Origin of the sequence: Marivita sp. (genome assembly GCF_017643905.1) — a bacterium.
In the GTDB taxonomy this organism is placed as follows: Bacteria; Pseudomonadota; Alphaproteobacteria; order Rhodobacterales; family Rhodobacteraceae; genus Marivita.
The window spans coordinates 1-12,694 of the sequence record NZ_JAEPMO010000124.1 but is presented as its reverse complement, the minus strand read 5'-3'; the positions used below and the strand labels follow the sequence as shown (position 1 = coordinate 12,694).

The following is a 12,694-nucleotide window of genomic DNA, read 5'->3' as shown; positions in this document are numbered from 1 at the left end:
CTTTGTCGCCGCCTTCACCGCCGAGACAGGCCGCGCGCCGTCGGAATTCGCGGTTCAGGGATATGACTCGGCCCGTGCTCTGATCGAGGCGGTCAAGGCTGGTGCCACCGACCGCGCGTCGCTCGCCACGGCTCTGCGTCAGGTCAGCTTTGACGGCCCGCGTGGCAACCTGTCGATTGACCCGGCCACGAACAACATCATCCAGCCGGTCTATGTCTACGAGACCGTGCCGGGTGAGGGTGGTCTGACCCAGAAGGTGCTGGCACAGCTTCCGGCAGAGGCTGACCCGGTCAACGGCTGCGAGATGGCTCCCGTTTCCAACTGACCCGTCCGGCCCGGTCGCTTGCCAGCGGCCGGGTCGCCCTGTCCGAGGAGGACCTCTCATGGCACATGATCTTGGCTTCTGGACACTTCAGGCGTTGAACGCGCTGCAACTGTCCATGCTTCTGTTTCTGCTTTCCATCGGCCTGACGGTCATCTTCGGGTTGATGCATTTCGTGAACCTTGCCCACGGGTCGCTTTATGCGCTGGGTGCCTATTTCGCGGCTTCCCTTGCTGCGGTCGGTGGCTACTGGATGGGGTTCTTTCTGGCCCCTGTCGCCGTCGCTGGTGTCGGTATCCTGCTCTATTCGGGCCTCATCAAGCGGATGCGCAAATCCGGTCCGATGGCGCAGGTTCTGGTGACCTTCGGGCTGATCTTTGTCCTGCTCGATCTCACGCGGATCGTCTGGGGCGATCTGGCGCTGGCCATCGACGTACCTGCCATCTTGTCGGGCCGACTGACCTTCCTTGGGGTCGAATATCCGACTTACCGTCTTTTCATCATTGCTCTGGGTCTCGCCATCTTTGCCGCGCTCGCTTTCGTTCTGGGCCGTACCCAGATCGGCGCGATGATCCGAGCCGGCGTGGACAATGATGCGATGGCTGCCTGTCTTGGCATCAATGTGGAGCGGTTGTTCTTTATCGTCTTTTGCGTGGGCTGTGCCTTGGCCGGACTGTCTGGGGCCGTTGCTGCACCTCTATTGAGCGTGACGCCCGATATGGGCCTGCAAATCCTGATCCCGACGCTGATCGTGATCGTGATTGGCGGACTTGGGTCGCTGAAAGGCGCCATCGCGGGATCGCTGATCTACGGCTTCGTGCAGACCTTCGGTGCCGTGCTCGCCCCGCAACTCGCCTCTGTTCTCATCTACGCCCTGTTGGCTGCGGTCCTCGTGATCAAGCCGGTGGGCCTGTTTCCGGCGAAAGGATAAGCGCATGTTTCGTCACACCGCACTTCGCTATGCTGTTCTGGTCCTGCTGGCCTCGGCCGCGCTGTTCCAGGCGTTCACCGCCGAATATTTCGGCCTGGAGATCCTGACCGAGATCCTGATCCTTGCCATGCTGGTTCTGGCACTCGACATCGTTGCGGGCTTTGGCGGCATGGTCTCGCTCTGCCACGGCGCGCTGATGGGGATGGGTGCCTATGCCTATGCCATCCTGTCGACCACGGCTGGCATTGCGCCTCCAGTGGCAATGGCAGGGGCGGTTGCCCTGACCGGGGCCATCGCATGGGCCATTGGTGCCATCTGTTCGCGCAGCCATGGCATCTATTTCATCATGGCGACGCTCGCCTTCGGGCAGATGGCCTATTCCTACGTGTTCGAGGCGCCGATCTTCGGCGGCGATGACGGGCTGGGCGGCATCTCCCGGCTTGATCTGAGTTTTGTGGGAATTGACCTCAACGATAGCCGCAGCTTTGCGCTGTTCTGTCTTGCCAGCCTTGGTGCCATCTACGGCGCGTCGGTTCTGATCCTGCGCTCCGGTCTGGGCCGGTCGCTGACAGGTGTCATGCACAACGAACAGCGCATGCGCGCGCTGGGTCTGACCGTGTGGCGCGTGAAGGCGGATGTATTCGGCCTGTCGGGCATGATCGCCGGGTTGGCTGGCGTTCTCGCCGCACAGCACATCATGTACATCTCGCCGGGACTTCTCAGTTGGACTGTGTCCGGTGAGGCGCTGGTTGTCGTCATCCTTGGCGGTCTGGGCACGCTTGTCGGGCCTCTAGTGGGAGCGGCGGCCTTTGTCGTGCTTAAGCACGAACTGAGCGCTGTCACCACCTATTGGCACCTCGTCGTGGGCGCCCTCCTGATCGCTGTCGTCATGAGCCGCGCCAACGGGATCTTCGGCTGGATCGAAGCCCGCTGGGGCGCCCGGATCGACCGCCGCCTGACCGACGCAACCCGCAAGCCAGAAGCCAAGGAGGTGCTCGGAGATGCTTGAGACACGCAATCTGGACAAGAGCTTTGGTGCCGTCCACGTCACACGGAACGTGTCGCTCAAACTTGAACGCGGCGAACGCCGGGTGATCCTCGGGCCGAACGGGGCGGGCAAGACGACACTCTTCAACCAGTTGGTTGGCGAACTGACCCCGGACAGCGGATCGGTGCATCTGGCGGGTGAGGATGTCACCGCCTTGCCGGTCGCCAAACGCGCCCGTCGCGGGTTGTCGCGCAGTTACCAGAAGAACACCCTGTTCGACGGGCTGACGGTCGAGGAAAACCTTGGGTTGGCTGCCGCCGTGCATACCGGCAACGCGACCCAGCTTTGGTCCGACAGCCTTGCCAAACCCGAAGTGCGCGAGATCGTGGACGAGGTGGCCGAGCAGGTGAACCTGATGCCCTACATCCACGCCAAGGTGTCCGAGATCAGCTATGGCGTGCGCCGCCAGCTTGAGGTTGGTGTGGCACTGGCCACGCGTCCATTGGTGCTGCTGATGGACGAACCCACCAGCGGCGTCGGGCCGGAAATGTCGAAAGGGTTTCACGACCTGCTCAACAACCTGCCGCGCGACCTGACCATGCTGATCATTGAGCATGACATGGGCCTCGCCTTTGACGTAGCCGACACGATCACCGTTCTGAACTACGGCGAGGTGGTCTTTGACGGCCTGCCCGAAGCGGCGCGGGGATCGAAACTGCTCAAGGACATTTATCTGGGGAGCTGGGAAGATGCTTAACCTGAACGCAATCGAATCCGGCTACGGCGAAACGCAGGTGCTGTATGGCCTGTCGCTTGAGGCGCAGGCGGGCCGGGTTCTGGCCATCCTGGGCCGCAATGGCGCGGGCAAATCCACGACGCTCAAGACGATCATGGGGCTCCTGCCGCTCAAGTCCGGGGAAATCCTGTTCGAGGGCAAAAAGATGGCGGGCCAGCCCTTTGACATCGCCAAGAGCGGGATCGCCTATGTGCCGGAAACGCGGGACATCTTCCCGTCGCTGACCGTGCGCGAGAACCTCGAAATCGCGGCCAAGCGGTTTGGTGGCGCCGGGGCGGACTGGACGATGGAGCGGGTGCTTGATCTTTTCCCACGTCTGGGTGAACGGATGGACAATGGCGGTACGCAATTGTCTGGGGGCGAACAGCAGATGCTGGCCATTGCGCGCGGGTTGCTGATGAACCCAAAGCTTCTGATCCTTGATGAGCCGACGGAGGGGCTTGCCCCGATCATCGTCAAACTGATCCACGACAAGCTTCAGGAGTTGAAAGCTGCGGGCCTGTCGATGATCATCGTCGAGCAGAACTTCGGCTTTGCCACGTCGCTGGCCGACGATGTGGTGATCGTTGGCAAAGGCCAGATCGTCTGGACCGGCAGCGCTGATGACATCAAGGCCGACGAAGACGCACAGCACACCTGGCTGGGTGTGTGACGGATTGGCCCGGAGACTGGGCCGATCCCCTTAGAACATCTTGCGCGCCACCTTTTGCGCGATTGTCACGAAATTCTTGACGTGAACCCCCTGTTCATCGACGCGATAGTTCACCGATAATTCGGTCCGCGCGATCTCGGGTTCGATGTTCAAGAATTTCATTCCCTTGCGCGGCGCATTGGCCACCGATTCAGGCACGATGCACACCCCTTCCCCCACCGCGACAAGGCTGAGAGCGGTTTGCAGGTCCATACACCAGATGCGCAGCGGGGCCTGAAAGCCTGCATCTTCGACGGCCTTCAGCACCATGTCGGCATAGCTGGGCCTTGGGCGTTCGGGGTAGAGGATCAGGTGGTGCGTCATCAGCCGTTCCAGCTTTGCCACCGTCCGCGTGCCCGTGTCCACGATGTCGGGCAGGGCGAGGATCAGCTTTTCCTCGACCAGATGTTTTGACAGGAATTCCGGGTCTTTCAACGTCGGGCGGGCAAAGACGACATCCAACTCTCGCGACACCAGCGCCCGGTGCAGATCGGCGTTGTTCATCGGTATGAGGCTGAGGTTCACCTCCGGGTAATTCGCTCTGTAAGACCGGATGATGTTGGGCAAGATGCCGAAGGTGGCCGAGCCGACGAAGCCGACGCGCAAACGCCCTTCGGCCCCTTGACCAAGACGGCGAACCTCAAGCTGCGTATCCTCAAGCTGTGCAAGGATCGACTTGCCGCGCGCGAGCAATCGTTCGCCCGCCTGCGTCAAAGATATCGCGCTGCGGCCCCGGTTGAAGAGGATCGCGCCCAGGTCTTCCTCGAGCTGCTTGATCTGACGGCTGAGTGGGGGCTGCGCCATGTCGAGCCGTTCGGCGGCACGACCGAAATGCAGCTCTTCGGCGACCGCGATGAAATAGGTCAGTTGTTTGAAGTTCATTGTAACGCCTCTCCCCAAGGTGGGACGTTATGCGATCCTGCTGATCTCACAAACGAAAAAAGGCCCCCGAAGAAACGGGGGCCAGTCAACAGGGAGGGTAATAAGTTTTACTCGGCCGCGACGGCCTGAACAGCGGCTTCAGCCTTGAGCACGAAGTCGAACTCGAAGTGCAGGTCGGTGCCAAGGCCCTCGGGTGCGGGCTTGAACTTGCCGATCAGGCTTTCCTTGACCGCGAAGACCGAATCCTCTTCGAGCCATGCGCTGTCCGCGTCGTAAATCTGGCTGATCAGCGGGCGGTAGCCGTCCTTGGAGATGATGAAGTGCATGTGGCCGGGGCGGTTCGGGTGGTGACCCATGAAGCGCAGCAGCTCGCCCGCCGTTTCATCGTCCGGGATCGGGTAGGGCACCGGGCGCACGGCGACAAAGGCGTAGTGACCATTCTCGTCAGTCTCGAAGCGGCCGCGCAGGTTGTATTCCGGCTGATCCGGGTCGAGGTTTTCGTAGACGCCGTTCGGTGCGTCTTCCCAGACGTCGAGCGTTACACCGGCAATTCCGTTGCCGTTCTCGTCCTTGATGTAGCCTTCGAAATAGGCGGTTTCCTCGTTGTCGTAATGCTTCTGAATGGTCGAGCCGCCCTTGGGCAGAACCGGCGGGTTCTCGCGGTAGAACGGGCCAAGCACCGTGGATTCGCTTTCACCGCCTTCGATCGGATTGGTCATCATGTCGACCAGAACCTCGACGCCCAGGATGTCGCCCAGCAGGATGAATTCCTGACGGTTGTCGTTGCAGAGCTTGCCGGCGCGGGCGAGGTAATCGCAGGCGGCGAGGAATTCGCTGTGCTGCAGCTTCACGTCCTTGATGAAGCCGTGCAGGTGCTTGATCAGGCCGGTTGCGATCTCGCGCTCGCGGTCGGTAATGTCGCCGTGCTTGCCGAGGCTGTCGATCACGACGTCGGTGATGTTGTCTTGGTTGACGATGCCCATGGGTTAATTCCTCCTCCTGGCAGTCTGTGGATCGGTGTCGGTGGGCATGTGTGCCTCCCGTCGCTGTTCAGACTTCATCGAAACGGGGCCTTCACCCAATGCCTCGGGCGGTATCGGGTGATACCACAAACCGCGCCTTTCGCGAAACGCCGCGCACCGAGCCCAGAGTATCGACCCATACCCTGACCGGCATGGCGTGAGGACACTGGCGCATGTCACCAAAGCCCAAGCACATGACCACATGGGAGGCGCAGGTGATCGACACCTTCACACATATCCAGACTCGCCTTGACGGCGCGCCGCATCTGCTGCGTCTCGGGAGGCTGTTTTCCGAGATCGTCCTGATCGAGGTGGATGGCGACGAATATTACCTGACCTTCGACAAGGGCCGCATCACCTCGGTTGTCGAAGGTCCCAGCCGCAAGACGCCCTGGCGCTTTGCGCTGCGCACCGATGCGGACGCACTCTCGCAGTTCTGGCAGGCGCGACCCGCACCGAGATTTCACGACATTTTCGGTCTGGTGAAAATTGGCCGGGGTCGCATCGACGGGGACATCCTGAGCCTCGTCAAGAACCTGCGGTTTTTCAAAGAGGTCATGGGTCTTGCCCGCGCATCAGAGGAGGTCGCAGCATGAGCATCGAACCGATCACAGGGCGCTACCTGACCGTCACCGTCCAAGGCGCCCCGCGCCGCATCTATTTCGAGGAAGCAGGCAACGGGCGTCCGGTCCTCTGCCTGCACACCGCCGGAGCCGACACGCGCCAGTGGCGGCACCTTATGAATGACGCCGAGATCACGGCGTCGAACCGCCTGATCGCCTTCGACATGCCATGGCATGGCAAGTCCCTGCCGCCCGAAGGGTTCGAGACCGAGGAATACCTGCTGACCACCGAGGCCTATATCGAGACCGTTCTTGCGGTGATTGACGGGCTGGGTCTGGACCGTCCCGTTCTGGCAGGTTGTTCCATGGGCGGGCGCATCGCATTGCAACTCGCGGCGCTGCATGGGCACACCTTCAGTGGCTTCATCGCCATAGAAGCCTCAGATTTCCAGCCCGCATGGTATGACATCGACTGGTTCCACCGTCCCGACGCCCATGGCGGAGAGATGGGCGCGGCGCTGGTGTCGGCCAATATCTCTCCCTTCGCGCCGAACGCCGAGCGGTGGAACACGCTCTGGATGTTCATGCAAAGCGGGCCGGGTGTGTTCCGGGGCGATCTGAGCTTCTACACCAAGGATGACAGCCTGATCCCGCGTCTTCCAACCATCGACACGCGCAAGACGCCGGTCCACATCATCGTCGGCGCCTATGACCTGACCTGTACGCCCGAAGACGCGAAACGTACGGCAGATGCCATTCCGGGCGCGACGCTCGCCGTGATGGACGAGCTTGGTCACTTCCCGATGAGCGAACATCCCGACGGCTTCCGGCCGTTCTTTGTCGACGCTCTCGACAGGATGCCACTGCAGGCGGCCAAAGCGGCCTGATCGAAGCCACTAGCACGGGAGGAGGAGCCATGTGCAAGAATGAAGGAAACCCCTGTCCGGGATGCAAGAAACACAAGACGTCCGACGTGGCTTGGATGTTCTTCACCGACGAAGAGCGACAGTCGCTTGACGCCCTGAGCCAGACAAAAACGCCTGTCCACACAGTCGCGCGATCCTGACAGATCACTGATCACGCCAAGCCGACCCGTTCGGCTTGGCACAGCGGAAAGATACCATGACAAACCCCTGCATCATCTGCGTCGCTATTACCGGCAGCTTGCCGACCAAGGCCAACAACCCGGCCGTGCCGATCACCGTGTCGGAACAGATCGAGTCAAGCCACGAGGCCTTCGAGGCCGGAGCGACCATCGTGCATGCCCATGTGCGCAATGACGACGAAACCCCATCCTCGGACCCCGACAAATTCGCGGCGCTGAAAGAGGGGATCGAGAAGCATTGCCCCGGCATGATCATTCAGTTCTCGACCGGGGGCCGGTCCGGCGCGGGCAAGACACGCGGTGGGATGCTGTCTTTGCGACCGGATATGGCCTCGCTTTCGGTCGGGTCGAACAACTTTCCGACCCGCGTGTACGAGAACCCGCCGGATCTGGTGGATTGGCTTGCGGGTGAGATGCTGGCCTACGGCGTGAAACCTGAGATCGAGGCTTTCGACCTGAGCCATATCCTCAAGGCCAAGCACATGGCCGACAAAGGCCAGTTGGCGGGAACCCCCTATGTGCAGTTCGTCATGGGCGTAAAGAACGCGATGCCGGTCGACCGGGACGTGTTCGATTATTACATCCACACGGTGAAGCGCCTGTTTGGGGAAGACGCCCCGTGGTGCGCGGCGGGTATCGGTTCCAATCAGCTCAAGCTGAACGAATGGGCCATCGCGGCGGGTGGCCATGCCCGGACCGGGCTCGAGGACAACGTCCGTCTCGACCGCGACACGCTTGCGCCGTCGAACGCCGCGCTGGTCCGCCGGGCTGTGGAGATCTGTGAGAAGAACAATCGCCCCGTGGCGCGCTGGCAGGACGCGCGCCGCATTCTGGGGCTGCGGATGCCAGAGGGCATGGAGAAAGGACAAGCGGCATGAACAAGGTTTACGCATCGGCGTCCGAGGCGCTTGATGGCCTCTTGCAGGATGGCATGATGATCGCCGCAGGAGGTTTCGGCCTGTGCGGCATCCCCGAGCTGCTGATCGACGCCTTGGTGGACAGCAGGGTGAAGAACCTGACCGTGGCGTCGAACAACGCAGGCGTCGATGATTTCGGTCTCGGCAAGCTGCTGGCGACCCGTCAGATCAAGAAGATGATGTCGTCCTATGTGGGCGAGAATGCCGAGTTCATGCGTCAGTATCTGAGCGGAGAACTGGAGTTGGAATTCAACCCTCAAGGCACTTTGGCCGAGCGTATGCGGGCTGGTGGCGCAGGCATCCCCGGGTTCTACACGCAGACCGGAGTCGGCACACAAATTGCCCAAGGTAAGGAGGTCAAGCAGTTCAACGGAAAGGATTATATCCTCGAAGAGGGCATCTTTGCCGACCTTTCCATCGTCAAGGCTTGGAAAGCTGATGACACTGGCAACCTGATTTTCCGCAAAACCGCGCGCAACTTCAATCCACCCGCCGCCATGTGTGGCAAGGTCTGCGTGGCCGAGGTCGAAGAGATCGTGCCGCGCGGCTCCATCGACCCGGATCACATCCATCTGCCGGGGATCTACGTGCACCGTCTGGTTCAGGGTCAGCACGAAAAACGCATCGAACAGCGGACTGTTCGCCAGAAGGAGACTGCATAATGCCCGGTTCACTTAAAGGATGGGATCGCAATCAGATGGCGGCGCGTGCCGCGCAGGAGCTTGAAGACGGCATGTACGTGAACCTCGGCATCGGCATCCCGACGCTGGTCGCCAACTATGTCGGGGATAAGGACATTACACTGCAGTCCGAAAACGGCATGCTGGGAATGGGGCCGTTCCCGTTCGAAGGCGAAGAGGACCCCGACCTGATCAACGCGGGCAAGCAAACAATCACCGAGCTTGCGCGCACCAGCTACTTTGACAGCGCAACATCTTTCGGGATGATCCGGGGCGGCAAGATCGCAGCAGCCGTTCTTGGCGCGATGGAAGTGTCCGAGAAGGGCGACTTGGCGAACTGGATGATCCCGGGCAAGCTGGTCAAGGGCATGGGCGGTGCGATGGACCTCGTCGCGGGGGTCGGACGTGTCATTGTCGTCATGGATCACACCAACAAGCACGGTGACAGCAAGGTTCTGAAGGAATGCACGCTGCCGTTGACCGGCAAGGGCGTGGTTGATCGCATCATTACCAATCTCGGTGTGCTTGACGTTACACCGGATGGGTTGCGGCTTGTGGAATGCGCCGACGAAGTAACGCGGGACTACATTCTGTCTGCGACTGAGGCAAAGATTATCTGACCAAATTCGCCGAGGCGCGTTGTCCGGGCTGACTGCCAGATCTAAATTGGCCCGTTTCACATTGTTCTCAGGCCACCATCAAGCTTTGATCAGTTGCCCGAGAGGGTTTCCCGTCGCTTTCTGTCGAGAAGGTCTCTATCGATAAACTTCGCCGAAAAGTGTTGCTGCAATGTTGACTTGTTGAAGAATGCAACAGTAGGTCGTTAGCTGGGCGAAAATGCCATTAGGTAAGCCGAAATGCGCGCCTACGCCGCCAACAGATCGCTCTCCAGCTTCTCGAACAGCGAGACGTCTTCTTCGGGGCTTTCGAACAGATGCCCGTAGGTGTCCATCGTCATGGTGATGGAGGCGTGCCCGAGCAGTGTCTGGATCTTCTTCGGGTTCCAGCCCTGCTCGATGAATAGCGATGCTGCGGCATGTCGCAGGGCATGAATGCCGAACTTTGCCTCGCCGCGATCACTCACGATGCCGTTCTCGACAAGCATCGGCTTGAAGATGCGATTGTAGATGTTGGAGTAGTTCTGCACCCGCCCAGCGCCGTTCGGGAACACGAGCCCCAGGTCGTTTTCCAGAGCCTCTGAGTGCCACGCTGAGAGCGTTTCCTGCACCATGGGGGCTATGGGTATGTCCCGAACGCCAGCGCGGCTCTTGGGCGCTCCCATGGCGCCGAACTCGTCGGCCCTTTTCGAGACCTTGATGACCCGGCGATCAAAGTCGACGCAGTCCCAGGTCAGCCCGCGCAATTCCGAAATGCGCATGCCCGTGAAGATTGCAGTGATGAACATCGCACGATGGCTTGCGGGGGCATTTTCGATGATCAGTCTGATCTCGTCTTTGGTCGGGATGATCTTCTCGTCTTCGGCGGTCCGAGATTTGCGACGCAGCTTCACATCCAATGCCACGTTGTGGGTGATCCATTCCCGCTCGACGGCCTCGGAGAGGATCGACCGCAGGCTGACCATGACCTTTTTCACATGTGCCCGGGACACGCCCTCATCCAGCATCTCGTACATGAAGTCGCGGACCGAACTGCGGGTCAATTCCGTGAGCAGAAGAGTACCGATCCTCGGGTCAATGTGGATGTTCACGTGGCTGCGATAGGCCTTGAGGGTCGACCGTTCGAGCTCGTTGCGTTCGCTGGTCTTGAGCCAGCTTTGGCAGGCGTCGGAGACGGTTTTGTCGGACTTGGGCATGGGGGATACCTTTTTGCTGTTGTTGAGCTGAATTATCCCACAATGATAGTCGGATGTCGGTCGAAAAATGCATCCAAGCCATTGTAATACCAATATTTAGCAGTTTACTCAGGCAGTGATCTGAAACCCGCTGAGTGCCATCGAACTGGACATTATGAAACGAAACGCAACGCCATGCTGACAAAATGCAACGTCACAGCCGTCACGTCATAGCTTATCTGCTGATCACGTCCGGTCCACGCCATGTTCCAGATATTTCGAAGGAGCCCGCCGCTCGCACGCAAATACGGGCACTGGAGATGATGGCCAGCAAGCTGGATGCCAGTCTCAAAATCGTCGCGTGGGATTATGCGCGAAAGATCACGTCTCTCAACGACTTGCCCCAGTTGTTCAAAGCTTTGCAAACGATGAAGCAAAGTTCTGAAGATGGGACAGGGTCGGGGCAGATAGTGATTGATAGCTACAGCCGCCTGTTCCGGGCAGCGACGCCCAAAATGCAATCGGAACTCTGGTCGGCTTTGATTGAATATGAGGAGCACTTCCGGGACGTACAGACGCGGAAATCACTGTGTGACCTGTCGTCTGAAACTGCCCTGTTGGTGAAGATGGGAAACATGCCACGTCTTGAAGTCGGAAGGCAGACTGCGGTCCGCAGTGAAAAGCAGCGGCAAGCGCAGACTGAGAGCGCTCGGGTGAACTCAGCATTGGTCAGAAAGCAGAGAGCTGAAGATGCTGTTCGACAGCTGCAACAAGCGTTCGACGCTTACAAAGACGACATCCCGGGTGCCAGCCTCAAGGCGTTCATTGACAGCGATGCGGCAAAGACCGTGCGAAACTCACTTGGACGGGCATGGACATATAGTAGTGCGAAACGTGCACTCCGAGAGCTAAGAAACAGGCAGCCATAACTGATTGCAGACGGGTCGTTCGAATTGCCTTGTGCAAGGATTGGTGAAGGGTGGTTCGTTGGGTCTTCGGCATTGTGATGCAATGACCTTGCGGCCTTGCGCAAAGAGGGCCGGAACTCCGGGGGTAAGCCTTGGTCATCCCGAAGCGCGGACAGAGCGCGGCGGCAACAGTTCGGGCCTGAGAGAAAACTATATGCAGAGGATGCCGACTGTGCCGGTTATAGCGGTTGCCGTGGGCTTCAGCTGTACTGCATATGGCCAGAAAATCTCTCCGGGAAAATCTATACTCAACCGCGATCTCACGGTGGTTTGCGGCATTTTTCACCTATTTTCCCGGAAGGTTTATTCGCCGTACATTAAGTCATTCGGGACAACATATTGATCGATATTGGCTCTTTAATCCATATGTAGAGATTCCGTCCCGCGCGGCACTACCTTACCCTCCTTCTATTAATATCACTCTAGAAAGACTTAGATCCAACTTGTTCTTGGACTTCGAAATAGAAGGATATGAAGAAGGGGGGGTAAGGGATGGTGATGTCCTCCGGGGTGGGTGTCGAATCCAAAAGCAAGCAGATGCTTCCCGGGTTATGAAGTATGGATGCGGGAGGCACCTCATGTAACCCGACGGAGATATCTGCTGTCTCCCGGTGAAGGCATGCAAGGAAAGCCCATCAGATGCGCCGTGAGGCGCATCTTCGGTCCGCGGGTGGTCCAATATAGGATAAGCCAATATGGCACCCAGCGGGCCTCTCCGTGGCTCTCAGGGGTAAACTGGGGTGCCGGTGTCTTGCAGGGTTCTGGGGTTCATAGCCGGCAAAGGTTCGGATCAAAACAAGTAACCCCGGAGGACTTCGTTCAGCACCCTCCCTTTTCTTCATATCCTTCTATCCGGGATCCAAGATTAGGTTGAGTATGATTAACCTAGGCTAATCCTGATTAGTCCGTCCTGAACAACGCCCAAGCTGTTGATAATGAATGAATAAACTGTGATTCCTGTAGCCATTTCCCGCAGGGTTTTGTATTATTGCATTGAAAACCCTGCAATTTGGTCTTGCCATGAAGCACCGTAGTCG

General features: G+C 59.2%; 14 protein-coding genes. 11 read left to right on the top strand and 3 right to left on the bottom strand.

Translation table 11 applies throughout. The features are described from left to right. The 5 genes from JJ869_RS17585 to JJ869_RS17565 all read left to right on the top strand — a co-directional run. Window positions 1-325 (top strand): ABC transporter substrate-binding protein (locus JJ869_RS17585; RefSeq protein ID WP_292269035.1); only part of this gene is annotated, 325 nt, incomplete at its 5' end. Window positions 326-383: 58 nt separating this feature from the next. Next, a complete protein-coding gene (locus JJ869_RS17580) occupies window positions 384-1,253 on the top strand; it encodes a branched-chain amino acid ABC transporter permease (protein ID WP_292269033.1) in 870 nt (289 codons plus the stop codon). 4 nt (window positions 1,254-1,257) lie between these two features. Beyond that, window positions 1,258-2,262 (top strand): branched-chain amino acid ABC transporter permease, encoded by a 1,005-nt coding sequence (locus tag JJ869_RS17575; RefSeq protein WP_292269031.1) that lies wholly within the window; start codon window positions 1,258-1,260, stop codon window positions 2,260-2,262. Beyond that, window positions 2,255-2,998 (top strand): ABC transporter ATP-binding protein, encoded by a 744-nt coding sequence (locus tag JJ869_RS17570; protein WP_292269029.1) that lies wholly within the window; start codon window positions 2,255-2,257, stop codon window positions 2,996-2,998. The genes JJ869_RS17575 and JJ869_RS17570 overlap by 8 nt, the downstream gene beginning before the upstream one ends. Next, window positions 2,991-3,689 (top strand): ABC transporter ATP-binding protein, encoded by a 699-nt coding sequence (locus JJ869_RS17565; RefSeq protein WP_292269028.1) that lies wholly within the window; start codon window positions 2,991-2,993, stop codon window positions 3,687-3,689. The genes JJ869_RS17570 and JJ869_RS17565 overlap by 8 nt, the downstream gene beginning before the upstream one ends. A 30-nt stretch (window positions 3,690-3,719) precedes the next feature. On the opposite strand, the gene JJ869_RS17560 is transcribed toward JJ869_RS17565, so the two are convergent. Further along, window positions 3,720-4,610, bottom strand: coding sequence for a LysR family transcriptional regulator (locus JJ869_RS17560; protein WP_292269027.1), 891 nt, complete (start codon window positions 4,608-4,610; stop codon window positions 3,720-3,722). 107 nt (window positions 4,611-4,717) lie between these two features. Further along, window positions 4,718-5,593 (bottom strand): dioxygenase, encoded by an 876-nt coding sequence (locus JJ869_RS17555; protein ID WP_292269026.1) that lies wholly within the window; start codon window positions 5,591-5,593, stop codon window positions 4,718-4,720. A 212-nt stretch (window positions 5,594-5,805) separates the two neighbouring features. On the opposite strand from JJ869_RS17555, the gene JJ869_RS17550 reads away from it, so the two are divergent. The 5 genes from JJ869_RS17550 (at window position 5,806) to JJ869_RS17530 (ending at window position 9,517) form a co-directional block, all read left to right on the top strand. Beyond that, window positions 5,806-6,228 carry a hypothetical protein gene (locus tag JJ869_RS17550; RefSeq protein WP_292269025.1) on the top strand — a complete coding sequence of 141 codons (423 nt, stop codon included), beginning with the start codon at window positions 5,806-5,808 and terminating at the stop codon, window positions 6,226-6,228. Beyond that, entirely contained in the window at window positions 6,225-7,082 is an 858-nt protein-coding gene (locus JJ869_RS17545) for an alpha/beta hydrolase (protein ID WP_292269024.1), read from the top strand. Before JJ869_RS17550 ends, JJ869_RS17545 begins: the two co-directional genes overlap by 4 nt. 235 nt (window positions 7,083-7,317) lie before the next feature. Continuing rightward, a complete protein-coding gene (locus JJ869_RS17540) occupies window positions 7,318-8,178 on the top strand; it encodes a 3-keto-5-aminohexanoate cleavage protein (RefSeq protein ID WP_292269022.1) in 861 nt (286 codons plus the stop codon). Next, complete coding sequence (locus JJ869_RS17535; protein ID WP_292269020.1) at window positions 8,175-8,879, top strand: CoA transferase subunit A; 705 nt, start codon at window positions 8,175-8,177, stop codon at window positions 8,877-8,879. Before JJ869_RS17540 ends, JJ869_RS17535 begins: the two co-directional genes overlap by 4 nt. After that, the gene (locus tag JJ869_RS17530) at window positions 8,879-9,517 is read left to right on the top strand and encodes a CoA transferase subunit B (protein WP_292269019.1); all 639 of its coding nucleotides are present in this window, start codon (window positions 8,879-8,881) and stop codon (window positions 9,515-9,517) included. Before JJ869_RS17535 ends, JJ869_RS17530 begins: the two co-directional genes overlap by 1 nt. 245 nt (window positions 9,518-9,762) lie before the next feature. On the opposite strand, the gene JJ869_RS17525 is transcribed toward JJ869_RS17530, so the two are convergent. Next, window positions 9,763-10,710: a site-specific integrase gene (locus tag JJ869_RS17525; protein WP_292269018.1), complete on the bottom strand. Its 948-nt coding sequence runs from the start codon at window positions 10,708-10,710 to the stop codon at window positions 9,763-9,765. 185 nt (window positions 10,711-10,895) lie between these two features. On the opposite strand from JJ869_RS17525, the gene JJ869_RS17520 reads away from it, so the two are divergent. Next, window positions 10,896-11,618, top strand: coding sequence for a hypothetical protein (locus JJ869_RS17520; RefSeq protein WP_292269016.1), 723 nt, complete (start codon window positions 10,896-10,898; stop codon window positions 11,616-11,618). Window positions 11,619-12,694 lie beyond the last annotated feature (1,076 nt).

Bases quoted from the DNA above. Each gene is read 5' to 3' on its own strand.
- JJ869_RS17580 (WP_292269033.1), top strand. From the start codon at position 384: ATGGCACATGATCTTGGCTTCTGGACACTTCAGGCGTTGAACGCGCTG.
- JJ869_RS17575 (WP_292269031.1), top strand. From the start codon at position 1,258: ATGTTTCGTCACACCGCACTTCGCTATGCTGTTCTGGTCCTGCTGGCC.
- JJ869_RS17570 (WP_292269029.1), top strand. From the start codon at position 2,255: ATGCTTGAGACACGCAATCTGGACAAGAGCTTTGGTGCCGTCCACGTC.
- JJ869_RS17565 (WP_292269028.1), top strand. From the start codon at position 2,991: ATGCTTAACCTGAACGCAATCGAATCCGGCTACGGCGAAACGCAGGTG.
- JJ869_RS17560 (WP_292269027.1), bottom strand. From the start codon at position 4,610: ATGAACTTCAAACAACTGACCTATTTCATCGCGGTCGCCGAAGAGCTG.
- JJ869_RS17555 (WP_292269026.1), bottom strand. From the start codon at position 5,593: ATGGGCATCGTCAACCAAGACAACATCACCGACGTCGTGATCGACAGC.
- JJ869_RS17550 (WP_292269025.1), top strand. From the start codon at position 5,806: ATGTCACCAAAGCCCAAGCACATGACCACATGGGAGGCGCAGGTGATC.
- JJ869_RS17545 (WP_292269024.1), top strand. From the start codon at position 6,225: ATGAGCATCGAACCGATCACAGGGCGCTACCTGACCGTCACCGTCCAA.
- JJ869_RS17540 (WP_292269022.1), top strand. From the start codon at position 7,318: ATGACAAACCCCTGCATCATCTGCGTCGCTATTACCGGCAGCTTGCCG.
- JJ869_RS17535 (WP_292269020.1), top strand. From the start codon at position 8,175: ATGAACAAGGTTTACGCATCGGCGTCCGAGGCGCTTGATGGCCTCTTG.
- JJ869_RS17530 (WP_292269019.1), top strand. From the start codon at position 8,879: ATGCCCGGTTCACTTAAAGGATGGGATCGCAATCAGATGGCGGCGCGT.
- JJ869_RS17525 (WP_292269018.1), bottom strand. From the start codon at position 10,710: ATGCCCAAGTCCGACAAAACCGTCTCCGACGCCTGCCAAAGCTGGCTC.
- JJ869_RS17520 (WP_292269016.1), top strand. From the start codon at position 10,896: ATGCAACGTCACAGCCGTCACGTCATAGCTTATCTGCTGATCACGTCC.